Source organism: Kribbella sp. NPDC050281 (genome assembly GCF_040655855.1).
Taxonomy (GTDB): Bacteria; Actinomycetota; Actinomycetes; order Propionibacteriales; family Kribbellaceae; genus Kribbella.
Genome location: NZ_JBFAKS010000014.1, coordinates 158,575 through 183,294, shown reverse-complemented (window position 1 = coordinate 183,294; position 24,720 = coordinate 158,575). Strand labels below are relative to the sequence as shown.

The 24,720-nt window shown below is 68.7% G+C and carries 25 protein-coding genes and 1 pseudogene; 18 read left to right on the top strand and 8 right to left on the bottom strand.

Annotation, left to right across the window (positions count from 1 at the left end):
* The first annotated feature begins 159 nt into the window (after nt 1-159).
* From AB0I34_RS17865 to AB0I34_RS17855, 3 genes are all read left to right on the top strand, one after another.
* Nucleotides 160-999: an acyl-CoA thioesterase II gene (locus AB0I34_RS17865; RefSeq protein WP_360446266.1), complete on the top strand. Its 840-nt coding sequence runs from the start codon at nt 160-162 to the stop codon at nt 997-999.
* Nucleotides 1,000-1,100: 101 nt separating this feature from the next.
* Nucleotides 1,101-1,484, top strand: coding sequence for a DoxX family protein (locus tag AB0I34_RS17860; protein ID WP_360446264.1), 384 nt, complete (start codon nt 1,101-1,103; stop codon nt 1,482-1,484).
* Between the two features lie 33 nt (nt 1,485-1,517).
* Entirely contained in the window at nt 1,518-2,414 is an 897-nt protein-coding gene (locus AB0I34_RS17855; RefSeq protein ID WP_360446262.1) for an RNA polymerase sigma-70 factor, read from the top strand.
* Here AB0I34_RS17855 and AB0I34_RS17850 read toward each other — a convergent pair.
* Entirely contained in the window at nt 2,401-3,273 is an 873-nt protein-coding gene (locus tag AB0I34_RS17850; RefSeq protein WP_360446260.1) for an alpha/beta hydrolase, read from the bottom strand. The two genes, AB0I34_RS17855 and AB0I34_RS17850, sit on opposite strands and share 14 nt — an antisense overlap.
* 200 nt (nt 3,274-3,473) lie before the next feature.
* On the opposite strand from AB0I34_RS17850, the gene thrS reads away from it, so the two are divergent.
* A complete protein-coding gene (thrS, locus tag AB0I34_RS17845) occupies nt 3,474-4,709 on the top strand; it encodes a threonine--tRNA ligase (protein WP_360446259.1) in 1,236 nt (411 codons plus the stop codon).
* Here thrS and AB0I34_RS17840 read toward each other — a convergent pair.
* The 4 genes from AB0I34_RS17840 to AB0I34_RS17825 are packed head-to-tail and all read right to left on the bottom strand — an operon-like array spanning nt 4,675 to nt 8,904.
* Complete coding sequence (locus AB0I34_RS17840; protein WP_360446257.1) at nt 4,675-5,532, bottom strand: MaoC/PaaZ C-terminal domain-containing protein; 858 nt, start codon at nt 5,530-5,532, stop codon at nt 4,675-4,677. The two genes, thrS and AB0I34_RS17840, sit on opposite strands and share 35 nt — an antisense overlap.
* A gap of 1 nt (nt 5,533) precedes the next feature.
* Nucleotides 5,534-6,880: a 3-oxoacyl-ACP reductase gene (locus tag AB0I34_RS17835; protein ID WP_360446255.1), complete on the bottom strand. Its 1,347-nt coding sequence runs from the start codon at nt 6,878-6,880 to the stop codon at nt 5,534-5,536.
* Nucleotides 6,881-6,889: 9 nt separating this feature from the next.
* Nucleotides 6,890-8,167, bottom strand: coding sequence for an acetyl-CoA C-acetyltransferase (locus AB0I34_RS17830; protein WP_360446253.1), 1,278 nt, complete (start codon nt 8,165-8,167; stop codon nt 6,890-6,892).
* A complete protein-coding gene (locus AB0I34_RS17825) occupies nt 8,164-8,904 on the bottom strand; it encodes a TetR/AcrR family transcriptional regulator (RefSeq protein WP_360446251.1) in 741 nt (246 codons plus the stop codon). Before AB0I34_RS17825 ends, AB0I34_RS17830 begins: the two co-directional genes overlap by 4 nt.
* A 99-nt stretch (nt 8,905-9,003) precedes the next feature.
* Here AB0I34_RS17825 and AB0I34_RS17820 point away from each other — a divergent pair, with 99 nt between their 5' ends.
* The 9 genes from AB0I34_RS17820 (at nt 9,004) to AB0I34_RS17780 (ending at nt 15,386) form a co-directional block, all read left to right on the top strand.
* The gene (locus AB0I34_RS17820) at nt 9,004-10,353 is read left to right on the top strand and encodes an acyl-CoA dehydrogenase family protein (protein WP_360446249.1); all 1,350 of its coding nucleotides are present in this window, start codon (nt 9,004-9,006) and stop codon (nt 10,351-10,353) included.
* A gap of 118 nt (nt 10,354-10,471) precedes the next feature.
* Complete coding sequence (locus AB0I34_RS17815; protein ID WP_360446247.1) at nt 10,472-11,044, top strand: hypothetical protein; 573 nt, start codon at nt 10,472-10,474, stop codon at nt 11,042-11,044.
* Nucleotides 11,041-11,598 carry a GNAT family N-acetyltransferase gene (locus tag AB0I34_RS17810; RefSeq protein ID WP_360446245.1) on the top strand — a complete coding sequence of 186 codons (558 nt, stop codon included), beginning with the start codon at nt 11,041-11,043 and terminating at the stop codon, nt 11,596-11,598. The genes AB0I34_RS17815 and AB0I34_RS17810 overlap by 4 nt, the downstream gene beginning before the upstream one ends.
* Nucleotides 11,599-11,630: 32 nt before the next feature.
* Nucleotides 11,631-12,368 (top strand): CGNR zinc finger domain-containing protein, encoded by a 738-nt coding sequence (locus AB0I34_RS17805; protein ID WP_360446243.1) that lies wholly within the window; start codon nt 11,631-11,633, stop codon nt 12,366-12,368.
* Nucleotides 12,365-13,075 (top strand): AzlC family ABC transporter permease, encoded by a 711-nt coding sequence (locus AB0I34_RS17800; RefSeq protein WP_360446241.1) that lies wholly within the window; start codon nt 12,365-12,367, stop codon nt 13,073-13,075. Before AB0I34_RS17805 ends, AB0I34_RS17800 begins: the two co-directional genes overlap by 4 nt.
* Entirely contained in the window at nt 13,035-13,334 is a 300-nt protein-coding gene (locus AB0I34_RS17795; protein WP_360446239.1) for an AzlD domain-containing protein, read from the top strand. The genes AB0I34_RS17800 and AB0I34_RS17795 overlap by 41 nt, the downstream gene beginning before the upstream one ends.
* Nucleotides 13,335-13,588: 254 nt before the next feature.
* Nucleotides 13,589-14,356: a response regulator transcription factor gene (locus AB0I34_RS17790; protein WP_360446269.1), complete on the top strand. Its 768-nt coding sequence runs from the start codon at nt 13,589-13,591 to the stop codon at nt 14,354-14,356.
* A 98-nt stretch (nt 14,357-14,454) separates the two neighbouring features.
* Complete coding sequence (locus AB0I34_RS17785; protein ID WP_360446237.1) at nt 14,455-15,075, top strand: hypothetical protein; 621 nt, start codon at nt 14,455-14,457, stop codon at nt 15,073-15,075.
* Nucleotides 15,076-15,188: 113 nt separating this feature from the next.
* Entirely contained in the window at nt 15,189-15,386 is a 198-nt protein-coding gene (locus tag AB0I34_RS17780; RefSeq protein WP_360446235.1) for a hypothetical protein, read from the top strand.
* A 161-nt stretch (nt 15,387-15,547) separates the two neighbouring features.
* On the opposite strand, the gene AB0I34_RS17775 is transcribed toward AB0I34_RS17780, so the two are convergent.
* Nucleotides 15,548-15,913 carry a response regulator gene (locus tag AB0I34_RS17775; protein WP_360446233.1) on the bottom strand — a complete coding sequence of 122 codons (366 nt, stop codon included), beginning with the start codon at nt 15,911-15,913 and terminating at the stop codon, nt 15,548-15,550.
* A 168-nt stretch (nt 15,914-16,081) separates the two neighbouring features.
* Between AB0I34_RS17775 and AB0I34_RS17770 the strand changes: the two genes are divergently transcribed.
* From AB0I34_RS17770 to AB0I34_RS17760, 3 genes are all read left to right on the top strand, one after another.
* Nucleotides 16,082-16,714 (top strand): DedA family protein, encoded by a 633-nt coding sequence (locus AB0I34_RS17770; RefSeq protein WP_360446232.1) that lies wholly within the window; start codon nt 16,082-16,084, stop codon nt 16,712-16,714.
* 124 nt (nt 16,715-16,838) lie between these two features.
* The gene (locus tag AB0I34_RS17765) at nt 16,839-17,801 is read left to right on the top strand and encodes a hypothetical protein (protein ID WP_360446230.1); all 963 of its coding nucleotides are present in this window, start codon (nt 16,839-16,841) and stop codon (nt 17,799-17,801) included.
* 44 nt (nt 17,802-17,845) lie between these two features.
* Nucleotides 17,846-18,721 carry an NAD(P)-dependent oxidoreductase gene (locus tag AB0I34_RS17760; RefSeq protein ID WP_360446228.1) on the top strand — a complete coding sequence of 292 codons (876 nt, stop codon included), beginning with the start codon at nt 17,846-17,848 and terminating at the stop codon, nt 18,719-18,721.
* A 9-nt stretch (nt 18,722-18,730) separates the two neighbouring features.
* Here AB0I34_RS17760 and AB0I34_RS17755 read toward each other — a convergent pair whose 3' ends face one another.
* The gene (locus tag AB0I34_RS17755) at nt 18,731-20,245 is read right to left on the bottom strand and encodes an MFS transporter (RefSeq protein ID WP_360446226.1); all 1,515 of its coding nucleotides are present in this window, start codon (nt 20,243-20,245) and stop codon (nt 18,731-18,733) included.
* 169 nt (nt 20,246-20,414) lie between these two features.
* Between AB0I34_RS17755 and AB0I34_RS17750 the strand changes: the two genes are divergently transcribed.
* Entirely contained in the window at nt 20,415-22,394 is a 1,980-nt protein-coding gene (locus AB0I34_RS17750) for a GAF domain-containing protein (RefSeq protein ID WP_360446224.1), read from the top strand.
* A gap of 160 nt (nt 22,395-22,554) precedes the next feature.
* Nucleotides 22,555-23,415 (top strand): GntR family transcriptional regulator, encoded by an 861-nt coding sequence (locus AB0I34_RS17745; protein ID WP_360446223.1) that lies wholly within the window; start codon nt 22,555-22,557, stop codon nt 23,413-23,415.
* On the opposite strand, the pseudogene AB0I34_RS17740 reads toward AB0I34_RS17745, so the two are convergent.
* Nucleotides 23,382-24,605: pseudogene (locus AB0I34_RS17740) on the bottom strand (amidase); the annotation flags it as partial. The gene AB0I34_RS17745 and the pseudogene AB0I34_RS17740 sit on opposite strands and share 34 nt — an antisense overlap.
* Nucleotides 24,606-24,720: the final 115 nt, after the last annotated feature.

Genomic DNA, 24,720 nt, shown 5'->3' with positions numbered 1-24,720 from the left:
GTGAAGGGCCGCCGCATCGCGCTGGGCGTCGAGGACATGTCCGACTCCATCCCGTCGGTGGTGCGCAACGCGGTGAAGTCCCAACTGGCCCGTGCCCGGTTCTTGTCCGCGTGACCGGTTCCACAGCGGGTTTGGGGCCGGGGCCTGTCAGGATGAGGCATGCCTGAGTCGCTGGAGGATCTGGTCGAGCTGCTCGACCTGGAGATGATCGAGGTCGACCTGTTCCGCGGCCGGCAGCCGGAGACCTCCTTGCAACGCGTGTTCGGCGGCCAGGTGCTCGGTCAGGCGCTCGCGGCGGCGAGCCGGACGGTCGATCCCGAGCGAGTGGTGCACTCGTTGCACGGCTACTTCCTGCGCGCCGGGGACACCGCCGTACCGATCATCTATCGGCCCGAGCCGACGCGGGACGGCGGAACGTTCAGCAGCCGGCGGGTGGTCGCGTCGCAGCACGGCAAGCCGATCTTCTACATGTCCGCGTCGTTCCAGCGGCCGGAGCCGGGGCTCGACCATCAGGACCCGATGCCGGAGGATCTGGTCCCGCCGGAGGAGGCGCCGCGGCTCGCGACTGTCCTCGAAGCACGCTCGGGCCGCAAGGCCGCCGACTGGGACAAGGAATGGGCGGCGCTCGACGTACGCCTGGCCGGCCTCAGCGGTCGTCAGTTCTGGATCCGTGCCGCAGGCAAGCTTCCCGACGATCGCGCGCTGCACGCATGCGTCTTGGCCTACGCCAGCGACCTGACGCTCCTCGGCGCCAGCCTTCTCCCACACGGCATCGTCATCGGCGACCCCCGAATCCAGCCCGCGTCCCTGGACCACGCCCTCTGGTTCCACCGCGACTTCCGCGCCGACGAATGGCTCCTCTACGACCAGGCGTCCCCGTCGGCCTCCAGCGCGCGCGGCTTCGCCACCGGCCGTCTCTACACCGAATCCGGCCAGCTGGCCGCCTCGGTCGCTCAGGAAGGCCTGATCCGCCCCGTGGGCCTGGACCTCAGCGAGTAGTACGTCTCCACGCCTGTCGAGTGATCTGTCTCACGCGCCGTCACAACGATCGACGACGCGGTGTCTTGTGGCCGAACCCCGAGACAAGGCAAGGAGAGATCGTGAACCTCGTTCTGTGGATCGCTGCCGGACTGCTGGCAGCAGTCGCGCTGACCGGCGGCATCAGCAAGACGTTCGTCCCCAAGGAGAACCTGGCCGCGCACAACGGTGGGGAGTGGACCGTGCACGCGGGTGCCGGCTTCGTGAAGAGCCTCGGGATCCTCGAGCTCCTGGCCGCGGTCGGCCTGATCCTGCCCGCCGTCGTCGACATCGCACCGGTGATGGTGCCTGTGACGGCGGTCTGCTGGGTGGCGCTGATGATCGGTGCGATGATCACCCACGGTCGGCTTGATCAGTACAAGTTCGTCATGCTGAACTCGGTCTACCTCGTGCTGGCGGCCTTCGTCGCGCTCGGTCGCTTCAGCCTCGAGCCCTTCACCGGCTGACGCCGGGCCGGCCACGAACAGGAGGAGCGACGGATGAGCGACCACGCCGCCGACCGGGCGACCGAGACTTTCGTTGCCCATCGCAACCTGCTCTTCACCGTGGCCTACGAGATGCTCGGGTCGGCGGCCGACGCCGAGGACGTCCTCCAGGAGACCTGGCTGCGCTGGGTCAAGGTCGGCCCGGAAGAGGTCCGCGACGAGCGCGCCTACCTGGTCCGGATCACCACCCGGCAGGCGCTCAACCGGCTGCGCACGATGAAGCGCCGCAAGGAGGAGTACGTCGGCCCGTGGCTCCCGGAGCCGTTGCTCACCACGCCGGACGTGGCCGAGGACGTCGAACTCGCGGAGAGCGTGTCGATGGCGCTCATGCTCGTCCTCGAGACACTCACGCCGACCGAGCGTGCTGTCTTCGTACTGCGCGAGGTGTTTGACGTCAGCTACGACGAGATCGCGGCCGCCGTCGACAAGACCCCGCCGGCAGTTCGCCAGATCGCGCACCGCGCCCGCCAGCACGTCGATGCCCGCCGGCCGCGCGCCGCCGTATCGCAGCGCCAGACCAAGGCGGCCTTGCAGTCCTTCCAGCGCGCTATCGAAACCAGGGACCTGCAGGGTCTTCTGGACGTGCTCGCCCCCGATGTCGTCCTGATCGGCGACGGCGGTGGCCTCAAGCAGGCCGGGCTGCGACCGGTCGTCGGCGCCGACAAGGCAATCCGCTACATCCTCGGCGGCATCGGCAAGACCCCAGCCACGCTCACCAGTGAGCCCACCGTGGTCAACGGCAATCCGGGACTCGTCCTCCGCCTGGACGGCGAGCTCGACGGCGTCATGGCCATCCGCGTCGACGACGACCGCATCACCGGCGTGTACTACGTCCGCAACCCGGAGAAGCTGTCCCGGGTGGAATCCGAGACCCCACTCACCCTCCGGTAAGGCCGGCGAACATCTCGTCCCAGTGCCCGAAGATGGCTCCGCCATGCCCCTCGCCGGGATGGATCACGACGGTGGATGTGGGAATGCGGGCGGCCAGCCACTGACCATGGGACACAGGAACGAGGCGGTCCTCCGCGCCGTACCAGAGGTAGGCGGGGACCTCCAGCCGAGTGGGATCGATGTCCCACGGGCCTCCCCAGGAGACATTGTCCCGCGCATAACCGTCGTACGTGCGAAGGGCGTCGCGTACGTCGGCAGCCCAGTGGCGTCGGGCGTCGTCGTCGAGCCAGCCGAGGTCGGCCGCCGGTGCGCCGCGGAAGAACTCGTCGATCATCGACTCGTCCGCGAGTGTGAGCATACGGTCGAAGGCGACGCGGCCCTGCGCCCGGAACCCGTCCAGCGCGCCGTCCACGTCGCCGGCGTCAGCGAGTGCGAGCAGCGGCAGGTCGGGATCGGTGCTCTCGGTCGACTCGATCAGCCGCCACGGACCGATGCCGGCGGCGAGCCCGACCGCCCGCACCCTGCCTGGATCAGCAAGCCCGGCAGCCAGCGCATAAGGCCCACCTCCGGACGCCCCCAGTACGGCGAACTCCCCGAGGCCGAGAGCGTCGGCCACCCGCAATGTGTCGACACCGACCGACGCGAGACTCGGTCGCGTATCGGTCGAGTCGCCGTACCCCGGGCGGTTGAAGGACACGAGCCGAACGTGATGCCGGGCAGCGGCTTCGGCACCGAGCACCGCCTGGAGCCGTCCGGACGGCGTCCCGTGGTGGAACACGATCGGGAACCCTTCAGGCGATCCGCCCTCCCACACCGAGAGGGTCCGCCCGTCGGCGAGAGTGAGCAACTCGGCGGTCATGGCTCAAAGGTAAATCCTGCGGAAGCCCCGTGGGGGTCTGCTACTGTTGACGACATGTTGCAGCGCGCAGTAGTGACGACGACGCCGGAGTCCGTCCTGGCGCGCTGACACCTGACTGTCTGACAAAGCCCCGGGGCGTGTGCCCCGGGGCTTTGTTGTGCTCCGTGGTCCTCGCCCCACCTCGTGAAGGAGCCACTGAGATGTACGACCACCGCAAGCTCGGCCGTGAACTCGGCCTGTTCGACTCCGACCCGCTGATCGGCGCCGGCCTGCCGTACTGGCTGCCCGCCGGTGCCGCGATCCGCCACGCCTTGGAGAGTTACATCGCCGAAGTGGAGCGAAGAGCCGGCTACCAGCAGGTCTATTCGCCCGTGATCGCCAAGCGAGAGCTGTACGAGATCTCCGGCCACTGGGAGAAGTACAGCGACGACATGTACCCGCCGATGGACGTCGGCAACGAGCAGCTCGTACTGCGACCGAGCATCTGCCCGCACCACGCGTTGATGTACCGATCCAGAGCCCACAGCTACCGCGAACTCCCGCTCCGCTACTCCGAGCTCGGAGGTCAGTACCGCTCCGAGCTGTCCGGCGCGATCGGCGGCCTGAACCGGGTCCGTGCCATGCAGCTCAACGACGCGCACATCTTCTGCCGCCTGGACCAGGTCGAGGAGGAGGCCGCGAGTGCGCTCGAACTGATCAACCAGGCGTACCGCGACCTGGGCATCAGCCCGTCCCGCTACGTCCTCGCGTTGCCGTCCGAGGACGCCGACTTCAACAGCCTCGACTGCAAGTACGTCGGTGATGCCGAGAGCTGGGCGCATTCCGCGGACCTACTCCGCGACGTACTGAAGGACGCGGGCATCGACTACGAGGAGGCGCCCGGCGACGCCGCGTTCTACGGCCCGAAGATCGACATCCAGCTGGAGGATTCGGCCGGCCGGGAGTCCAGTCTGTCGACCGTCCAGATCGACTTCCACCAGCCGGAGCGGTTCGGCCTCGAGTACATCGGTGCCGACGGCAACAAGCACCGGCCGGTGATGGTGCATCGGGCGATCGTCGGCAGCATCGAGCGCGCCGTCGCGCAGCTGATCGAGGTGCACGGCGGGGCGTTCCCGGCCTGGCTGGCTCCGGTGCAACTCGTCGTACTCCCGATCTCCGACGACGAGGAGCAGGTCGCGATCGACGTCGCTCGGCGCGCGGCACGGCGCGGCCTGCGGGTCGAGGTCGCGCACGCCGACGAGGGCAGTCTCGGTGCCCGCATCCGGGAGAACCGGTTGGCGCCGTACCAGGCCGTCATCGGTGCTCGTGAAGCGGCGGCCGGGTCGCTGGCGATCCGGGAACGCGGTGGTCAGCAGCACGAGGCCGCACCGATCGGCGAGGTGCTCGACCGGATCGCGGAGCTCAGTGTGCCTGCAGCTGTCCGATCAGGTGAGTGAGTTCGTGCTGCTCGTCGTACAGCGCGAAGTCGGTCGCCTTGCCGGTCGCCTTGAACCCGAACTGCACACGTGACGGGAGCAGCAGCGGCTTGCGGAAGTCGACGCGGACAGTGAAGGCGTCCGGCAGCTTCCCGGCACGCTCGATGGAGGCGAGCGCGGCGGCCTTGGCCCACATGCCGTGCGCGATCTGGCGCGGGAACCCGAACGCCTGAGCGGTCAGCTTGAACAGGTGGATCGGGTTCCGGTCGCCGGACGCGGCGGCGTACCGGCGGCCGAGGTTGCCGCGCAGGTCCCACCACGCGGCGGGGGCGAGCTCGGGCTCCGGTAGCAGGTCGACCTTCACGGACTCGTCCCCGGACGAGCGGCTGAGCAGGGTGGTGAGGTCCGTCCACACCACCTCACCGTCGACGCTCACCTCGCTGATCACGTCGAAGACCGTGCCCTTGGGGTGCGGGCGTTCCGGCGTACTGTGCACGCGGATCGCGGGCTCGGTGTGGATCGGGAGCGGCTGCCGCTGCGTGATCGTGTTGGACAGGTGCACGATCCCCATCGGCTTGTAGGGGAACGATGGATCGGACATCAGGTCCAGGTGCAGCGGGAACGCGAGGACATGCGGGTACGTCGCCGGAAGCGCCGGACCAGCCGGGAACCCGGTGACATCGCGGTACGCCGACAGGTGGTCCTGATCGATCGCCGACCGCGGGAGCTCCAGCGTCAGACCGTCCGCGTCCGGTTCGTAGTCCGCTCGTCGCAGCGTCGCCTTCACGGTCCGGGCGTAGAGCGAGCCGAACCCGGGCGTGTCGTCGTACCGTCGGGTCGGCATGTCATGCGCCCAGCATGCTCTGGCCGCAGACGCGGACCACGTTGCCGGTCACGCCCGCCGACGCGGGATCGGCGAACCAGGCGATCGTTTCGGCGACGTCGATCGGCTGCCCACCTTGCTGCAGCGAGTTGATCCGGCGGCCGACCTCGCGGATCGTGAACGGGACCTTGGCGGTCATCTCGGTCTCGATGAAGCCCGGTGCGACCGCGTTGATGCGGATGTTCCGCTCGGTCAGCTTCGGCGCGAATGCCTGGACCAGGCCGATCACGCCGGCCTTGGAGGTCGCGTAGTTCGTCTGGCCGTTGTTGCCCGCGATCCCGGCGATGCTGGCGACCCCGATGATCGAGCCTCCGTCCCTGACGGCTCCCGACTCGAGCAGATGCTGGGTGATCCGCTCCGGCGCGCGCAGGTTCACGTCGAGTACGGCGTCCCACGCGTCCGTCCGCATGTTCGCGAGCCGCTTGTCGCGCGTGATGCCGGCGTTGTGGACGACGATGTCGAGTCCGCCGTGCTGCTCCTGCGCGTGCGCCGCGATCCGCTGCGCGGCGTCGACCGCGGTCACGTCGAGGAGGAGTTCGCTGCCACCGATCCTGGACATCACCTTGCGCAGGGCGTCCGCGTTCTGCGGTACGTCGACGCCGATGACGGTCGCGCCGTCGCGAGCCAGCGTGCCGGCGATCGACGCGCCGATTCCGCGCGCGGCGCCCGTCACGAGTGCGACCTTGCCGGCCAGCGGGTGACCCGGGTCGTTGCTCACCAGCGGTCCGGTCCCGACCCGCGCGACCTGGCCGTCGACGTACGCGGACTTGGGGGAGAGGAAGAAGCGGAGCGTCGAGTCCAGCTGTTCGTGCGCGTCCGGAGCGACGTACACCAGGTTGACGGTGGCGCCGCGCTTCACCTCCTTGCCGAGGCTGCGCGTGAAGCCCTCGAGGGCGCGCTGGGCGATCTGCTGCTCGGTCGAGTGCGCGAGCTCCGGCGTACGTCCGATCACAATCACCCGGCCGGCGGGCGCCAGCTGACGGATGACGGGGGAGAAGAAGCGTTGCAAACTCGTCAGCTCCGCCGTCGACGTCGCGCCGGTGGCATCGAAGACGAGCGCCTTCGGCCGGATCTCGCTCGACGCGACGCCCTCGGTCGCCGTACTGAACGAGGCCCCGATGTCCCGCAGCAGGGCCTGGATCGCCTTGCCGGCGTCGGTCTCGGAGATCGCGCCGAACACGACCGGCCCGTCGATCACCGGCGAACCCTCGGTCCAGCGCGGCAGCGGCGTCGGGTCGGGCAGACCCAGGTTCTTCACCAGCGTCTGGCCGAGCGGCGTGCGGGTGAAGGTCTGGTAGCGATCCGTCATTCTCTGCTCCTACTTCTCGAGGATGGCGACGACGCCTTGGCCGCCGGCGGCGCAGATCGAGATCAGGCCCCGCCCACCGCCGTTCTCGTTCAGTTGCTTGGCCAGCGCGGCGACGATCCGCCCGCCGGTCGCCGCGAACGGGTGGCCCGCGGCCAGCGAGCTGCCGTTCACATTCAGCTTGTCCCGGTCGATCTCGCCGAGCGGCGCGTCCAGGCCGAGCCGCTCCTTGCAGAAGATCGGGTCCTCCCACGCCTTCAGGGTGGCCAGCACCTGCGACGCGAACGCCTCGTGGATCTCGTAGTAGTCGAAGTCCTGCAGGGTCAGGCCGGCCCGGGCGAGCATCCGCGGTACGGCGTACGCGGGGGCCATCAGCAAGCCCTCGGCACCCTTCACGTAGTCGACCGCGGCGGTCTGCGAGTGCGTGAGGTAGGCGAGCGGCCGCAGACCGTGCTCGGTGGCCCACTCATCGGTCGAGAGCAGCACGGTCGACGCGCCGTCGGTCAGCGGTGTCGAGTTGCCGGCCGTCATCGTGGCGGTCTCGCCCTTGCCGTAGACCGTCTTGAGTTTGGCCAGCTTCTCCAGGGACGTGTCCGCGCGGAGGTTCTGGTCCTTCTCGAGGCCGAGGTACGGCGTGATCAGGTCCTGCTGGAAGCCGCGGTCGTACGCCCTCGCCAGGTTGACGTGGGAGCGGTACGCGAGCTCGTCCTGGTCCTCGCGGGTGATACCCCACTCCAGCGCGGTCAGGGCCGCGTGGTCGCCCATCGACTTGCCGGTCCGCGGCTCGGCGTTGCGGGGGATCTCGGGTAGGACGTCCTTCGGACGGACCCGCGCGAGGACCTTGAGCCGGTCCTGGACGCTCTTGGCCCGGTTCAGGTCGAGCAGGATGCTGCGCAGCCGGTCGTTGACCGAGATCGGCGCGTCGGACGCGGTGTCGACACCACCCGCGATCCCGACGTCGATCTGACCGAGAGCGATCTTGTTGCCGACCAGGATGGCCGCCTCGAGCCCGGTGCCGCACGCCTGCTGGATGTCGTACGCCGGGGTGGTCGGGGCGAGCTTGGAGCCGAGAACCACCTCGCGGACCAGGTTCCAGTCGCGGGCGTGCTTCAGCACCGCGCCGGCCACCACCTCACCGACCTCCTGGCCGCCGAGGCCGGCCCGGTCGACCAGGCCGTTGAGTGCGGCGGTGAGCATGTCGGAGTTGGAGGCGTGCCGGTAGGTCTTGTCCTGGCGGGCGAACGGGATCCTGTTGCCGGCGACAACGGCCACTCTGCGGGTCTCGGTCACGATTTCTCTCCTGCTCTGGTGGAGCGCGGGGTTGCCTTCTTGCCGTTGAGGGCCTTGCGGCCCACGGCGGTTGCGAGCGTGGCGGTGATCGCGGTCGACCGGACGGTGCCGACATCGGCATGATGCACGACCGGATGCCCGGGCCGGCCGCTCGACACGATCAACCCGACCCTTGCCATGTGCAACGAACCGAGTGTCTGCGTGTACAGATGGTTGGCGAGGTAGTCGCTGTCGACGTCGTCGAACACCCCGGTCCGCTGGCCGGCCTCGAGGATCGCCGCGATCCGCTCCAGCGCCGAGGCCATCGCCGTACCGAGCTTGGTCATCACCGGCTCGGTGATCTCGCCGAACAGCTCGTCACCGGTCCGCCGCAGCAGGCTCATCGCGCAGTCGGCGAAGGCCGGGAACTCCAGGCAGAAGTCGACGAACACCTCGCTGAGCGCCTTCAATCGATTCAGCGGCGCCCGCCGGGGGTTGTCGACCTGGGCCAGCCGCTCGTCGAGCTCGCCGAGATAGTCGACCAGGGTGAGCGCGAACAGCTCCTCCTTGCCGGCGAAATGGCGGTAGATCAGGGCCTTGTTGATCCCGACCCGCTTGGCGATATCGTCGATCTGGGCGTCGATCGTGCCCCGCTCGTCGAACAGTTCGCGGGTGGCGCGGATGATGTCCCGCTCCCGGTCGCGCCGGCGCTCCGCCGTGGTGCGGCGGCGTCCGATCGCGAGCAGCGCGGAGCTCATGGAACGATCTTAGTCACAGGGGTGCCCCCCGGTGCAAACGACGGTTACACTCGTCGGTAACATCTGGCTCGTCTGCTTCTTTGCCGCCGGAGGATGTTGATGACCGACCCGAAGTTCGCGCCCACCCTGTCCGCCGACGTGATGACGCTTGCCGGAGAGCTCGGCGCCGAGCGATCCAAGCCCGGCTGGAGCACCTTCTCGCTCGCCGTCAACGACGATCAGCGCGAGATCCGCGACTGGACCCACGCCTTCGCCGCCGACGTCATCCGCCCCGCCGCCTCCGAGTGGGACGAGCGTGAGGAGACGCCGTGGCCGATCATCCAGGAGGCCGCGAAGATCGGCCTGTACGGCCTCGACATGAACGTCAACCTCTTCGTCGACCCGACCGGCCTGCTGATGCCGCTCGTCCACGAGGAACTGTTCTGGGGCGACGCCGGCATCGCGATGTCACTCAAGGGCACCGGTCTGGCATCGTCCGCGATCTTCTCCAACGGCACCCCTGAGCAGTGGAGCCAGTGGATGGGCCGGTGCTACGGGACACCTGACGACGTACGTGTAGCCGCCTTCTGCTCGTCGGAGCCCGGTGCGGGTTCTGACGTGTCCGCGATCCGTACGCGGGCGACGTACGACTCGGTGACCAACGAGTGGGTCATCAACGGGCAGAAGGCCTGGGCCACGAACGGCGGCATCGCGGACATCCACGTCGTCGTCGCCACCGTCGACCCGTCGCTCGGGACAAAGGGGCAGGCGGCGTTCGTCGTACCCAAGTCCGAGGTGCGCGGGCTGGAGATGGGAACCAAGCTGCGCAAGCACGGCCTGCGCGCGTCCCACACGGCCGACGTCTTCTTCGACAACGTGCGCATCCCGGCCGAGAACGTGCTCGGGGGCAAGGAGAAACTGGACGCCCGCCTGGCCCGCGCTCGCGAGGCCGCGGGCCAGCGCGCTCGGGTGCCCGCGGCCGGCCAGCAAGGGCGCAACGCGTCGATGGCCACCTTCGAGATGACCCGCCACCTGGTCGGCGCCCAGGCGATCGGCATCGCGCGGGCGGCGTACGAGGTAGCCCTCGAGTACGCCAAGACCCGCGAACAGTTCGGCCGCCCGATCATCGACAACCAGGGCATCGCCTTCAAACTCGCCGACATGGCCCTCGAGATCGACGCCGCCCGGTTGCTGGTCTGGCGCGCCGCCAACATGTCGTCGGCCCTGATGCGCGGCGAAACCCCCGACTACCAGCACGGCGAAGGCTCCATGGCGAAGCTGAAGGCCGGCGAAGTTGCCGTCAAGGTCACCGAAGAAGCCATCCAAATCCTCGGCGGCAACGGCTACACCCGCGAATACCCCGTAGAACGCATGCACCGAGACGCCAAGATCTACACCATCTTCGAAGGCACCTCGGAGATCCAGCGCCTGGTCATCGCGCGAGCCATCTCCGGGATGCGGATCAGGTAAGTCCGATCCACGCGCGCTACGCAGGCGCTCCGTCGCTGCGCTCCTCCCGCGCCTGCTACGCGCGCTCCCTCCCACCCCCGGCTTATCGCCGTCCTTCCCTTTGCGCCTTTACCGCCACATGGCCAGGCCCGTCGACGCATTGGCCGCCAATGATGTCGCGCGCCGTTTGCCGATTGCCAGACGAGATCCAATGTTCGCGTCCCTCGGCCATGCGAGACATGCTGCGATCCTTGGGCAGACTGGCGATCAGCGCGCCGTACGTCAGGCCGTCGCCCATGCCGAAGACGCCCTGGCCAGGTCCGAGCCCAGCCACGAGCGGCCGCTCTGGCTCAACGCCTTCTACGACCAGGCAGAGCTGGAGAACCTCGCTCTGGCAGGCTACCTGGCGCTCGGCGACTACGAGGTGGCCGAGGGCCACGCTCATCGAAGCCTCGCCCTCCTGCGGCCCGGCATGCGGCGTACGCGATCGATAACCACCGCGCGACTAGCCAAAGCACAGCTCGGCCAAGGCGATCTCGAGGAAGCGGTCGCCACCGCGATGTCGATCCCGGCCGAACCAACCGGTCTGCATCCGCGGATCAACTCGATGCTCCAAGATTTCGGCAGCACACTGCAGATCGCAGCACCATCCAGCCACCCGGCAACCGCCTGGGACCATTACGCACACGACACATTGAGGACGCTTCTGTGACCCCTGACGGTATGGCGCTGCGCCACTCGACTGTGATCGACGACGTGTGGAGCACGCTGATCGAGGTGTATGCCGACGTGCGAGCCGATCAGCTTCATCTTCCGCACTACTCGGTCGAGCGATTCGGAGAACAGCTCGCCCGGCACGCATCCGATCCCGGATGGGAAGTTGTCATCGGCTACGACGCGGGGGAGCCGGTCGGGTTTGCGTACGCGAACACCCTCACACCTGACGACCGCTGGTGGCGCCGGATGACAACCCCCCTTCCCGACGGCTGCACCGAAACGCCGACCGCGGCGGTGAAGGAGATCATGCTGCGCAAACCGTGGCGGGGGCAGGGGATCGCCCTGCTGATCCATGACGAGCTGCTCCGCGATCGTCGCGAAGCGCAGGTCTCGCTGCTGGTCAACGCGTTGAACGGCGACGGGAAGGTCAAGGCGCTCTACGAATCGTGGGGCTACGAGCCGATCAGTACGCAGCAGCCGTCCGTCGACGGCCCGGTCCTGACCGCCATGCTCCGCCGAACTCGTCCTGCGTCACTTTCTGCAGGTTGAGTCGGGGCTCGGAGACAGTCGTCGGCCTCACGATGTGGACGTACCACTCGCGCGCGGTGCCGGCCGTCGGCCTGTGTTGCGGTGGGTGGCCCTGCGCGATTCCGATCGAGCGTCGGGCTAGTGGTAAGCGGCACCTTGATCGCCTGGAGGATGTCGGCCTCTCTAACAGGCAAAAGTGGTATTGGCTGTTAGGGTTAGGTGTGGAGGTGGGTCGGGTGGCGTATCGGGCGGAGTTGGTTGGGGGGCATCTGGCGCTTGACCTTGTGAACACTGTGGCGTGGCGTCTTGATCCTGGGCGGACGGTCGATCGGTTCACTGAGCTGCCGAATGTGGAGCGGTGGCTGCTTGCCGCTGGCGTGATCACGGATGGCGCGGTGGTGACGCGACGGTTGCGCGACGATCTGGTGGCTGCGCGGGACATCGCGTACGACGTGCTGGCAAGTCTCGCCATCGGGGACCGGCCGGCCCGCGCCGCAGTCGATGCTCTGCACGGCCTCGTTTCCGAGGTGGTCCGGTCGGCATCCGTCGTGGTGAGTCCGTTCGGGTGGCGGGCTGACGATCCGGGTGGCGTCGTCCGGCTGGCGGTCTGGCGGCTCTTCGAGGACGAAGACCTCGGCCGGTTGCGCCAGTGCGGAGATGACGGCTGTGGTTGGCTGTTCCTGGACCGGAGCAAGAACGGTTCGCGCCGGTGGTGCAGTTCGGCCGACTGCGGCAACCGGGCTCGCGCCCGCCGTCATTACCAGCGAGCCCGAGACGAATCGACAGCATGACGGAGTTTGGTCGGCAGTCGTTCGTCCGAGGGCTTCGTCTCGGCATCGGGCCGGCACTCGCGACCACAGTGCTGGCACTGAACTTCGGTGCCGAAGCGCGGGCACGAGGCTGGGGGACCGTGGCGCCGGTGGCCTTCTCCGCGTTCGCGTTCAGCGGCTCGGCCCAGTTCACGTTGCTCAGTTCGTTGTCCGGCGCAACGGTGCTGGCGGCGATCGTCGCGGCCATGGTGATCAACGTGCGATACCTGGTGATGAGCGTGGCGATCGCGCCGAGCCTGCGCGGAGGCCGGCTGGCGCGCATGCTCCAGGCGCAAGCGATCGTCGACGCGTCGTTCCTGGCCGCGCACGACGAGGACGATCGGTACGACGTCTGGCGGATGATCGGAGTCAGCGTCCCCCAGTGGATCTGCTGGACCGGAGGCACCGCGGTCGGTGTGCTGGCCGCTCCATCGCCGGATCTCATGCACAGGCTCGGCCTCGACGTGGCGTTCCCGGCGTTCTTCATCGTCTTGCTGATCGACGAAGTACGCCGATCGCGCCGCGCGGTCGCTGCCTGTCTGCTCGGCGCGGTGATCGCCGCCGGGCTGTTGTTCGTCACCGGTCCCAGCTATGCGTTGCTCGGCGCCGCTGCGGCCACCCTGATCGGGCTACGACGAAGGAGGCCTCATGAAGCTGTGGCTGTGCGTACTGGCGGTCAGCGCCGCTAACTGGTTGATGAAGGCCGCAGGCCCACTGGTGCTCGGGAAGCGAGATCTCCCGCCGGCACTGATCAGTGTCACCAGGCTGACTGCTCCGGCGTTGCTCGCAGGACTGATCGTCACTGACCTCGGCGGCCGCACGATCGACTGGACCCAACTGATCGGAGTAGGCGTTGCCGGCATCCTCAATCTCCTGAGGGTGCCGATGCTGCCGGCAGCCGCCGCGGGCGTCGCCACCACGGCCCTCATCCGCCTCGCGTCGGCCTAGAAGCCCGCGCAGGCGACTGCCTGCCCCACGGATCGGTCGTCGAGATCGGGTGTGGCTTGGGCGATTCCAGCTAGCGGGTGGGTGGGGATTGCTGCCAGCAGGCTCGGCGGCTGGGTGCTCACTTCGACGACAGGAGCACCCGTGCCGCGCGATGCTGCGATGGTGCGATCACTGCGCAGCCCTCATGAGCTGAAGGACCGTTTCGAAGCTGTGGCGGTCCCGCTCCGGTCGTGTGATCGAGAGGACGACTGATGATGATCCGCGACACCTGGACCGCGGCCGCCGGCGGGCATGGCTCGATGGCGGCCAGGAGGGTGCTGCTGGTGGACGACGATCCGTGGATCAGGCGTCGTCTGCGGCTCGATTTGGAGGACGAGGGGTACCAGGTTCTCGAAGCCACCAACGGGGCGGAGGCGCTGGCGGCGCTGCGTCGCGAGCCGCCGGACGTCGTCCTGCTCGAACTGATGCTTCCGGACCGGCACGGGTTCGGTGTCTGCCGGGAGATCCGCCGGAACAGCGACGTCCCGGTGATCATGGTGACGGCCCAGACCGACAGCCACGACGTGGTCGCCGGCCTGGAGTCGGGTGCGGACGACTACGTCACGAAACCCCTGGTAGCCAAGGAGCTGTCGGCCCGGATCCGCGCGGTGATGCGCCGGATCGAGTCCGCCTCGCCGCCGCCGTCGCAACAGTTCACCGTCGGCGATCTGCTGATCGATGTCGGCTGCCTGGAGGCGACGCGGGACGGCTTGCCGTTGCCGCTGACCAGGACCGAGTTCAAGCTGCTGGCCGAGTTGGCCGGTGCGGAAGGCGCGATCTGCAGCCGGGAACACCTGCTCTCCAAGGTCTGGGGATACGGCTACTTCGGCGACAGCCGGATCGTCGACGTGCACGTCCGCCGGCTTCGGCTGAAGGTCGAGCGCGACCCCGCGAACCCTCAGCACGTGGTCACCGCCCGCGGTCTGGGCTACCGGCTGAAGGCCGCGTCAGTGCCGCTGGCAGTTGGACAGCGGCCCCACTAGACCGGCGGACCCGGCGTCTCGAGTACTCACCCATCCTCGGCGCCGGGTCTGCCGCTCCATCATCCGCGTCGGACGACGAGATTCGGAGAGGACTTGAGATGAGGCGACGTACGAACTGGCTGAAGGCCTACAGGCTCGTGTGGAGTGGCTTGTGCGGCTTGGTCGGCGTACTGGGCCTGGTGGCCGGACTGTTCTTCGTGCCGACCGGATTGGTGTTCCCGCTGTTCTTCGTCGCCGCCCTGATCGGATCGGCCGTGGCGGCCAATGCCTGGTCGAAGACGGCGGATGCCAGTGTCCCCGCCAGAGCGTGGAAAGCAGCTGTCGTCGCCGCCACAGTGATTGCAGCCGTCGTCGCGTGCGCGGGCTATGTCGTCCTCCTAGGTCCTGCAGGTCCGTCTTTGGTGGTGGTTCTCGGTGTCACGTCACCGCCCGCGCTGCGCTGGTTCGGCCGCCGGCTGGGACACGTCCCCGGCAGGCTCTTCAACGGTGCGCTCACCACGGCCGAGCTGTGCACACGATGGCAGGACAGCTACGACGCCCTGCGGGCCGCGACCACGGCGGCCGCTCGTCTGCGCATTGTCGAAGCCAGACAGCACTATCTGGACGAACTCGAACGTCGCGACCCGCGCGGACTCAACGCCTGGCTGGGCAAGAACGCCAGCGCTGCCGGCGATCCCAGCCGATTCCTGGCCGGCGACGACGGCAGAGATTCCCGCTAGCCGGTACCTGGTGTGGACGCCAGCCCGGACGACAGGCAGCCCGGTTCGGATCATCGTTGGTCGTAGACAGGTTGCGCCGGAACGACAGCAACGCGGTTGCGAGGTAAGCGGACATGGAACGTGCAGACTGGCTGGACGGTGCTTTCAATTCCACCCAGGCTCGATTTCTGATGATGACGGCGATCACGCATCACCAGTTCAGTTCGCCGAACTGGGGTGCGGACGAGGTCCGCAAGCTGTACGTCGAACTGGCGGAGATCGAGCTGTCGGCGATGGGATTGGTCGCGGCCCTCCGGGGCGGCGCTCAGTGAGAGTCTCGTGACCGTCGCCCTGCGGGAGGCGTGGCGTACAGCGGCCGGCACGCGGCGCCGCTCTTGATCGCGACCGTGCTGCTCGCGGTCGCCTGCCTCACGGCCCGTCGGCTCGCCCGTTCCCGCGCGCCCTGGACTCAAGCCCCGTAGTGCGGTCGCCGTCAGGCCGGGAGCCCCAGCACGTCACGGATAGCGAGGGCGGACAGTCTGGTCTTGGGCAGGAAACCGGCGACCGGGCTCGCCGAGATCAGCTCCGTGTAGTCCTCCTCGGCGTGGGTGGAGACCAGGATCACGGTGGACGGTGCCAGGTCGGTCTCACGGATCAACCGGCGTACGACGTCGAAGCCGCTCTCCCCGCCGAGGTCGATGTCGACCAGCGTGACGTCCGGTCCGAGTTCCGTGGCGCGGCGAACGGCATCGTTCCCGTTCGAGGCAACAGTCACCACCATGCCCTCACGCTCCAGTAGACCGCGAGCAGCCGACAGGAAATGAGGGCTGTCATCGACGATCAAGCAGCGCAACTCCATGGCGTCAGCATCTCAACCGTCCGGTCGTCGGACAATCCGGCTACCTGGACCTTTGTGTCACCAGGCTGCGGGAGTCCTGCTGGCAGGTACGCGGTGCCCCGCGCTGGCGGTATCGAAGCGGCGCGGGCCGGCTGGCACCGTGGGTGACGTGAAGCACTCGATCAACCGGTGTCGGCTGCGGACGACCTGACGATGCTCGGATTCCTGCAGCAGCTCGGTGGACAGCTCGGGGCGTGGTTCTACGTCATCGCCGGCGGTCTCGCCTGTGCCGAGGCCGCGGTCATGGTCGGGCTGGTCCTCCCCGGCGAGACGGCCTTGGTGGTGGCCGGATTCGCTGCCCGCCAGGGCTGGATCGCCTTGTGGCCGATGGTGGTGGTCGCGGTCGGTTCGGCCGCCCTCGGCGACAGCGTGGGCTACGAGGTCGGTCGCCGACTCGGGCCGAGGCTGCGCTCATCGCGATTGGGTCGCCGGGTCGGTGACGATCGGTGGCGGCGTACTGACGTCTTCCTGCGGCGGTACGGCGGACGCGCGGTGCTGCTCGGCCGATTCACCGCGGGCTTGCGAGCGCTGACACCGGGTATGGCCGGCATGGCCCAGATGCCGTACCTGCGCACTTTCCTGCCGTGGAACGCTGTCGGAGCCCTGGTCTGGGGCGCGGGCTGCGTATTGCTCGGCTACGCCTTTGCTGCCTCGCTGGCAACGCTGGCGCACGCTCTGACGTATGTGCCACTGGTGCTTATCGCCCTGGCCGTGGCCGTCCTCGTCCTCCGCATCCGGAGGAAGCGCCGCCGGGTTCGTTGACGACGGCAGGATTACCGCCAGCCGGTATGGCGAATGGCCGCTTACCGTGACGACTTCCGGGCGTTCCGGCGACACCGTGGAGGGGAGGCCGGAAGCCCCCGGGAGTGGTCGGAAGGGATTGATCGTGGCAACCCGATCGAGGTTGTGGGCCAAGGCGTTCAGGCCTGCTCGAACAGTACGGCGCTGGACCGCCATCGTGCGCCGGCCGGCGGTGGTATCGACGCTGCTCCTGTCCTTAACCGGGTACGGAGTCGGTCCGCATGTGCAGCCCGACTGTGATCCGCCGACCGTGGCCTCGTCGGCCGCGCGGGTGGCGAAGACGCTGGCCGATGCGTCACCCGGTGATCAGGCCCGGGTGGACGCGACACTGGGCGCGGCCGGCTCCGCGGAGCGGCCGTATCTCCTTCAGGCATTGGCGGCCGGGCACAGTGTCGACGACATCGTCACGTTCGCGCGGCTGATTCGAGGCAAGAAGCCCGAATGGCTGCGCAGACACCTCAGCCTGATCGATCCGGACGGACTGGGGTGGGTGGCGTACCGCTTCTCTCCGGTGCAACAGACCGACAACACGAGCTGCGGGTCGATGACGATCCTGATGGCACGGGCGATGGCAGATCCGCTGTACGCGCTGTACCTCACGACCGGCGACAGCACCGACAGGTCCGATGCGAGCGCGGAGCATTTCCAGGCGCGGCTGACGGCCGAGGAACATCGGATCCACGATGCGACCAACCGCTTCTGGCCGAAGCGGCTGGGCTCGACACCAGCCGGAGTAAGTACGGAGCTGAACCGGCATGCCGACGCGCTGGGAACGCGGTACAAGTCGCGATTGGTCACCGGGAGTGGCAAGCCGGCGCTGGAGGATGCGGTCAAAGCTGCCGGCAGTCATCAGCCGGTGCCGGTGCTCATCGGTGACTGGATACCGCGGCACTACATCCTGCTGATCGGTCGCGAAGGTTCTGACCTGCTGTTCTACGAACCCGGATACGCGACCGTGGATCGGATCAGCGCACAGAACTTCCTCGACGGCAAGATCGACGTGATCGGCTTCCACCACGTCTACGCGGTGATCACACCCACCCGTTAACAGGTACTCCGTTTGAGATCAAAGGCATGTGAGAGGAACACACAATGGCAAAGCTGGCATTCATCGGCCTCGGCCTGATGGGCACACCCATGGCCACTCGGTTGCTCGAGGCCGGTCACGACGTGACGGTATGGAACAGGACGGCTGAGAAGACCAAACCGCTGACCGACGGCGGCGCTACCGCCGCATCCACGCCGATGGAGGCGATCGCGGGTGCCGATGCCGCGATCACCATGGTGACCAACGCGGATGCGCTCGAGCAGGTGGTGTTCGGCGAGGACGGCGTTGCCGCCGCGCTGGCACCGGGGCAGTTGCTCATTGACATGTCGACCGTTGGTCCGAACGCGGTGCGCTCGGTCGCATCCCGACTTCCAGATGGCGTCGCCATGGTTGACGCACCGGTGCGGGGCAGCGTTCCGCAGGCCACGACCGGCCAGCTGGCCATCTACGTCGGCGCGGATCCGGCCGACTTCCAGCGCGTGGAGCCGATCCTCACGCCACTCGGCACGCTGCACCACGTCGGCGGGCTCGGCGCGGGTGCGGCCACCAAGGTCGTCGTGAACTCGACGCTCGGCGCGGCCATCGCCGCCTTCGGCGAAGCCCTTGCCCTCGGCGACGACTTCGGCCTGGATCGTTCCGTTGTACTCGACGTACTGAGTGACACTCCGATCGGGGGCACCGTCGAGGCCAAGCGCGCCAATGTGGAATCCGGCAACTACCCTGCCAACTTCAAGCTCAGTCTGGCCCTCAAGGATCTCAACCTGGTCACTGAGATCGCCGACCAGTTCGGCCGGCGGCTGGAGGTGGCGGCGGCGTCACGTGACTGGCTCGAGGAGGCCGCCGCGGCCGGCGCGGGCGACCTCGACTATTCGGCGGTGATCCCCACGATCACCTCGGACGGGGGACGACGTCCGCAGTGACCATGCGCCTCATGCTCGCGACGAGCGCTCCGTGGCGGTAACAGTGGATCCCGCATCGCGGTCAGGTCGCCGGTGCCGGACGAGGTCGACGACGGCGATCAGCAAGGCCACGAGCATCAGCGCGGAAGCGCTCAGCAGCGCGTCGGAGACCGCCGGTGGGTAGTCATGGTCGGAGCTCATCAGGACGTGGTAGAAGATCGTCGCCAGTACGGCGGTGCCGATCGCCGAGCCGATCCGCTGAGCGGTCTGCAGGGCGCCACCCGCCGCGCCGGCCATCCGTACCGGGACGTGCTGCAAGGACAGCGTGATGTTGGGTGAGGTGACCATGCCGCCGCCCAGTCCGGCTACCAGCAAGGGCCCGGCGGTCGCCCACGCCGCCGTGTCGCCACCGACGTTTCGCAGCAGAAGCGCGGTAGCCACCAGTCCGGCGATCGTCGCGGTCAGGCCGGTCACGGTCAGCACCCGACCGAACCTCGAGACCAGACGCCCCGCGACAGCCGCCGACACCGCGGCCCCGATCGCGAACGGCGTCACTGCCAGCCCGGAGCGCAGCGGTGAGTAGCCGTATCCGTCCTGGTAGAACAGCGCGAGCACCAGCCAGATGCCGGTGAAGCCGATGAAGTAGACCATGCCGATGATCGACCCGGCGGGAAAGCCGGAGGTGTGTGCCAGCCGTGGGTCGAGTACCGGCTCGCGGCCCCTGCGTGCGGTACGTAGCTCCCACCTGGCGAAGAAGGTGAGCAGCAACGCGGCGACCACGAACAGCCACCAGTCGCCTCCCAGACCGTGGCTCTCGGCCTCCACCGCCGGGAGCAGCAGGCAGAGCACGCCGACGCCGAGCAGCAGCGACCCGGTCAGGTCCAGGTGGGGCCTGCCGCGGCCGGCTCCCGAGCGGGCCGGAACCCAGCGCGCGGCCAGCAGCAGGGCGACTACACCGATCGGCACGTTGACGTAGAAGACCCAGCGCCAGGCATCCGGTCCGGAGATCAGCGTGATGATCAGACCCCCGGCCACTGGACCTGCCGCGGTGGCCACTCCGATCGTGGCACCGAGAATGCCGAACGCCCTACCTCGTTCGGCCCCCTGGAAGAGTTCCTGGATCAAGCCGGAGTTCTGCGGTACGAGTATGCCGCCGGCGACGCCTTGCAGCAGCCGTGCGGCGATCAGCAGTCCGATGGTCGGCGCCGCACCCGTGAGAGCGCTGGTCAGCACGAACGCGGTCAGGGCGATCAGGAACATCCGGCGCCGGCCCAGCGCGTCGCCGAGCCGGCCGGCTGGTACGAGCGCCAGCCCGAAGCTGAGCGCGTATCCGGACACCACCCACTGTGCGGTTCCGGCCGGCACTGCGAGCACTCGCTCGATGGAGGGCAGCGCCACGTTGACGATGCTGACGTCGAGTAGCGCCATGAACGCGGCGAGCTGGGTCACCGCCAAGGTCCGCCAGCGCAGCGGATGGCCGGTCGCGGGCGGTGCTGCCGTCGCGCCCGTGGCGCTCATCCGGTCGTTGTCCACGACCACCAGCATCGGCCGACAGATGGTTGCTGGGCATCGCCGCCAGCGGCCATTCCCGGTGCTGGTCAGGAGGGGCTCCGCACCCCCTGCTAGCTGGTGGCACAATCGAGAGCCAGGTTCGGCGGTCTGCCGCGGGCGCCTGCGGCGAGCTGGTCCGTCGGCGTGTCCGAGGGAAGCGATGATGGCACGGAGCCGGCTGAATCCAGCCAGCGCCCGCTGGTTGCGCGGGCTGTTGGCCAGCGTGGCCCTGGTAGCGGTGGTGACCGGTGTGGTCGCGCTGCTCAAGCCGTACGTCCCTGTGCTGAGCCTGCTGGTGTTGTACCTGCTCGCCGTCCTGCCGATGGCGGTGGTGTGGGGAGCGCGGCTGGCGGCGGTCACCTCGGTGCTCAGCGTCGTGGCGTTCGCCTTCCTTCTGCCACCCGAGGGTTCGGTCTGGCTCGCCGACTCCCGGAACCTGGTGGTGCTCGGGGTGTTCCTGGTGACCTCGTTCGTGGTGTCCGAGCTGGCAGCGCGGTCGCGGCGGGCGGCGGTGGAGTCGGCGCGCCTGACCGATGAGCAGTCGGCGTTGCGGCGGGTCGCGACCCTGGTTGCGGAGTCGGAGTCGCCCGCGGCGGTGTTCGAGGCTGTCACCCGCGAGGTCGGGCTGTTGTGCGGGGCCGATCTGGCCCGGATGGAGCGCTACGAGGCAGACGGGACCGTGACCGGTGTCGCCGCCTGGACCAGGGTGCCCGCCCGCCTCACTGTCGGCACGCGGATCGAGTTGGACGGACTGAGCGTGGCCAGCGAGGTGCGCCAGACCGGTCGGCCGGTCCGGCTCGACAGCTTCGTGGGCGCTACCGGAGCGATCGCCGAGGAAGCCCAGGCGCTGGGGATCCGCTCATCCGTCGGCTGCCCGATCCTGGTGGCCGGCGAGGTGTGGGGGGTGATCGCCGCCTCGACGAAGAGCGATGAGCCCTTCGCGGCGAACACGGAGTCACAGATCGCAAGCTTCACCGAGTTGGTCGCCACAGCTATCGAGAACGCCGAAGCCCGGGCCGAGCTGCGCCGGATGGCCGACGAGCAGGCCGCACTGCGGCGGGTGGCGACGCTGGTCGCGCGCGGGGCCGAACGCAAGCTCGTGTTCGCCACGGTGGCCGAGGAGCTCGGCCAGCTGACCGGCGCCGACCTCACCGCGATCTTCCGGTTCGAATCCGACGGAACGGCGACGCTGATGGGAAGCCGTGGCCTGCGCGAGGACGTCATCCGGGTCGGCGAGCGCCGGACGCTGGAGTCGCGGTCGGCGATCGGAACAGTGCAGGCGACGGGCGAGTCGGCTCGGTACGACCTGGACGACGAGATGCGCGGGCGCCTCCCCGAATTCGTTCAGGAATGGGACGTCCGGTCGGCGGTGGCCAGCCCGATCGTCGTCGAGGGGCTCTGCTGGGGTGGCATCACCATCGCATCGCGAGGTCACCCCTTCCACCCGGCCGCCGAGCAGCGGATGGTCGAGTTCACCGAGATCGTCGCCACCGCCATCGCGAACGCGGAGAGCCGGGCACAGCTCACGGCGTCCCGCGCGCGGGTGGTCGCCGCCGGGGACGAGATGCGGCGCCGGCTGGAGCGGGACCTGCACGACGGAGCCCAGCAACGGCTGGTATCGCTTGCGCTAGAACTACGCGTCGCCCAGAGCGGCGTACCGGCGTACCTGCCGAGGCTGCGGACCGACATCGGCCAGGCTGCCCACGACCTCACCGAGGTGGTGGACGAGCTGCGCGAGCTCGCCCGGGGCATCCACCCGGCGGTCCTGGTCGAAAGTGGCCTCGGCCCGGCCTTGCGGACGCTGATCCGTCGCTCGACCGTCCCGGTCGACCTGACGGTCGAGACCCAGTCCCGGTACCCGCCGCCGCTGGAGGTAGCGACGTACTACGTCGTGTCCGAGGCTCTCACCAACATGGCCAAGCACGCCGGCGCATCGCACGCCGAGGTCTCTCTCGAGGAACGGGACGACGCACTGCGGCTGTCCGTCCGGGATGACGGCGCGGGCGGTGCCGAACCACGCGGTGGATCCGGTCTGGTCGGGCTGCAGGACAGAGTCGAGTCTCTGGGCGGGTCGATCCTCGTCATCAGCCCGGTCGGACACGGTACGGCGATCCATGTCTCGCTCCCCTTGGACGGTGCCTAGCCCAACTGTGCCCGGCCAGCGGTGCGTGAGCCCGTCCCCGCTCTTGATGAATCAGACGGACGCGGGCTGTGACCCAGGCCACGGAGTTATCGCTTTGGCAGGTTGCCCAGCGGACGTACCGTAACGGCAATCTCGTCGTCCGGCGGTCGGAGGAGATCCGGTGGAACACCTCTCCCGACAGTGGCACCACGGTTCAGCTCACCAGCGTGGCTCCCGGCGCGGTCCGGGACGCTCGCGCACGGTCCAGTGGGTCTGCGACCTTCTCCGTACCGAACTGCTCAGCGGCGACTGGGCCGAAGCGCCGCTACCTGCCGAAGACGCTCTGATCCGCAAGTACGGCGTCAGCCGCAGCATCATCCGAGACGTACTGGCGATCCTGGCGGAACAGGGACTCGTCGAGCGGGTTCGCGGCGCCGGCACGTTCGCGTTGACCCCGAGCGCCTTGCAACACGGCATCGAGGTGTCGCAGGATCTCGCGCAGGATGTCAACACTCAGGGGACGCGGGTGGCGATCCGGACGACGTACGCCAGCCTGCATCGGGCGCCCGCATTCATTGCCGAGCGGCTGGAGCTTCCGGTCGGAGCAGAGGTGGTGATCCTGGAGTCGGTCACGTCGCTCGACGGATTTCCACTCAGCATCCGGTCCGCGTTCATGCCGGCCGATCCGTTCGGCGTGCTGCTGACGGGCTCCTTCGCGAGTCTGAACCGATCGCCGTACGAGCTGATCGCCGACGTACTGCATGAGCCGGTCGGTGACACCGAGTTGCAGATCGGCTGCTCGAGCGCGGACCCGATCAGCGCGGAGGCGCTGCGGGTCGACGTCGGGTTCGCCCTGCTCGACACCAGCCGGGTGGTGCGGGCGCTGGACGGCCACCCGTTGGAGTACAGCGTGTCGCACGCGCGCTCCGACCGGCTGGTGTTCGCCACCGTGATGCGCGGGCCGGTATCGAGGACGCCGCCGAGCGGGGCGCCCTCGATGCCGTTGCCTCAGGCCACAGCCACAGGGACGGCCGAGGTCTGAGCGAGCGCGGGCTGCCGCAAGTGCCAGTCCGTGTCCTGCTGGTAGGCGTCGCCGGCTCGCAACACGAGCGCCTCGTCGAACGGCCTTCCGACGAGCTGCAACCCGAGTGGGAGACCTCGTGCGCCGAGCCCCATCGGTACCGACAGCGCCGGGTTGCCGACCGCATTCCAATAGGACGTGTGCATCGCACGGAAGCGCTCGGTCGCGAGGCTGCTCAGCCCGTCGATCGTGAAGGCCTCGACGCTCGCGGTCGGAGTGACGATCAGGTCGACCTCGGTGAACAACGACGCCAACTCCCGTTGACCGACCCGTCGTACCCGCTGGGCCTGGACGTAGTCGGCACCTGTGTACGCGGCCGCGATGCCGACGCCCTGCCGAGTGGCCGCGAAGTAGTCGGACCACCGGGTGCGCAGATCGGGTGCGTGGTACGCGAACGCCTCGCTCCGCGACGTGATTCCGGTGGCGGCAGTCAGCTCCCGGTAGTACGGCAGGCGCACAGGTACGACGGTCGCACCGCGCGCAGTCAGTACGGCGAGAGCCGCATCGAGGAGCTCGCCGAGCCGCGGATCCTGGTCCGCCCGGCGGTACTCCGCGAGTGGGTCGACGCCGATCCGCAGCCCACCCAGATCACCCGTCAACGCGTTCTCGTAGTCCGGCACCGGCTCGTCCACCGAACACGGGTCACTCGCGTCGCACCCGGCCAGGACGGTCAGCATGATCGCGCAGTCGCGGGCCGAGCGGGCCATCGGGCCGATGTTGTCGAGGCTGTAGCCGAGCGGGACGCACCCCGACTTCGGCACGCGTCCGAAGGTGGCCTTGAGCCCGGAGATCCCGCAGAACGCGGCCGGGATCCGGATGCTGCCACCGGTGTCCGTGCCCAGCCCACCGAGGAACGCCCCGGCCGCCACACCGTTGCCGGTCCCGGAGCTGGACCCGCCGGTCCAGTGATCGGGATTCCACGGGTTGCGGGGGATCGGGAACGGCTTGGACGGATCAGGCACGCCGGTGGCGAACTCCATGGTGGTCGTCTTGCCGCTGATGATGCCGCCCGCGGCGCGGAGCCGGCCCACCACCGGAGCGTCGAGCTGGTCGCCCCAGGCCGGGTCGTGGACGAGGCTCTGGGCGGTGGTCGGTCCCTCGACCGTGGTGATGATGTCCTTGATGCCCAGCGGGATGCCGAGCAGGGGACCGGCCGGATCACCGGCTCGTCAGCCGCGGCAGCGGCTTCCCGCGCCGGCTCGTCGAACCGGGCCAGGTAGATGCCGAGCTCGCCGTCATGGGCATCCGCAGCCGCGATCGCCTCGT

Coding starts and splice junctions, on each gene's coding strand:
- AB0I34_RS17865 (WP_360446266.1), top strand. CDS start 160: ATGCCTGAGTCGCTGGAGGATCTGGTCGAGCTGCTCGACCTGGAGATG.
- AB0I34_RS17855 (WP_360446262.1), top strand. CDS start 1,518: ATGAGCGACCACGCCGCCGACCGGGCGACCGAGACTTTCGTTGCCCAT.
- AB0I34_RS17850 (WP_360446260.1), bottom strand. CDS start 3,273: ATGACCGCCGAGTTGCTCACTCTCGCCGACGGGCGGACCCTCTCGGTG.
- thrS (WP_360446259.1), top strand. CDS start 3,474: ATGTACGACCACCGCAAGCTCGGCCGTGAACTCGGCCTGTTCGACTCC.
- AB0I34_RS17840 (WP_360446257.1), bottom strand. CDS start 5,532: ATGCCGACCCGACGGTACGACGACACGCCCGGGTTCGGCTCGCTCTAC.
- AB0I34_RS17835 (WP_360446255.1), bottom strand. CDS start 6,880: ATGACGGATCGCTACCAGACCTTCACCCGCACGCCGCTCGGCCAGACG.
- AB0I34_RS17825 (WP_360446251.1), bottom strand. CDS start 8,904: ATGAGCTCCGCGCTGCTCGCGATCGGACGCCGCCGCACCACGGCGGAG.
- AB0I34_RS17820 (WP_360446249.1), top strand. CDS start 9,004: ATGACCGACCCGAAGTTCGCGCCCACCCTGTCCGCCGACGTGATGACG.
- AB0I34_RS17815 (WP_360446247.1), top strand. CDS start 10,472: ATGGCCAGGCCCGTCGACGCATTGGCCGCCAATGATGTCGCGCGCCGT.
- AB0I34_RS17805 (WP_360446243.1), top strand. CDS start 11,631: ATGTGGACGTACCACTCGCGCGCGGTGCCGGCCGTCGGCCTGTGTTGC.
- AB0I34_RS17800 (WP_360446241.1), top strand. CDS start 12,365: ATGACGGAGTTTGGTCGGCAGTCGTTCGTCCGAGGGCTTCGTCTCGGC.
- AB0I34_RS17795 (WP_360446239.1), top strand. CDS start 13,035: ATGAAGCTGTGGCTGTGCGTACTGGCGGTCAGCGCCGCTAACTGGTTG.
- AB0I34_RS17790 (WP_360446269.1), top strand. CDS start 13,589: ATGATCCGCGACACCTGGACCGCGGCCGCCGGCGGGCATGGCTCGATG.
- AB0I34_RS17785 (WP_360446237.1), top strand. CDS start 14,455: ATGAGGCGACGTACGAACTGGCTGAAGGCCTACAGGCTCGTGTGGAGT.
- AB0I34_RS17780 (WP_360446235.1), top strand. CDS start 15,189: ATGGAACGTGCAGACTGGCTGGACGGTGCTTTCAATTCCACCCAGGCT.
- AB0I34_RS17775 (WP_360446233.1), bottom strand. CDS start 15,913: ATGGAGTTGCGCTGCTTGATCGTCGATGACAGCCCTCATTTCCTGTCG.
- AB0I34_RS17760 (WP_360446228.1), top strand. CDS start 17,846: ATGGCAAAGCTGGCATTCATCGGCCTCGGCCTGATGGGCACACCCATG.
- AB0I34_RS17755 (WP_360446226.1), bottom strand. CDS start 20,245: ATGCTGGTGGTCGTGGACAACGACCGGATGAGCGCCACGGGCGCGACG.
- AB0I34_RS17750 (WP_360446224.1), top strand. CDS start 20,415: ATGGCACGGAGCCGGCTGAATCCAGCCAGCGCCCGCTGGTTGCGCGGG.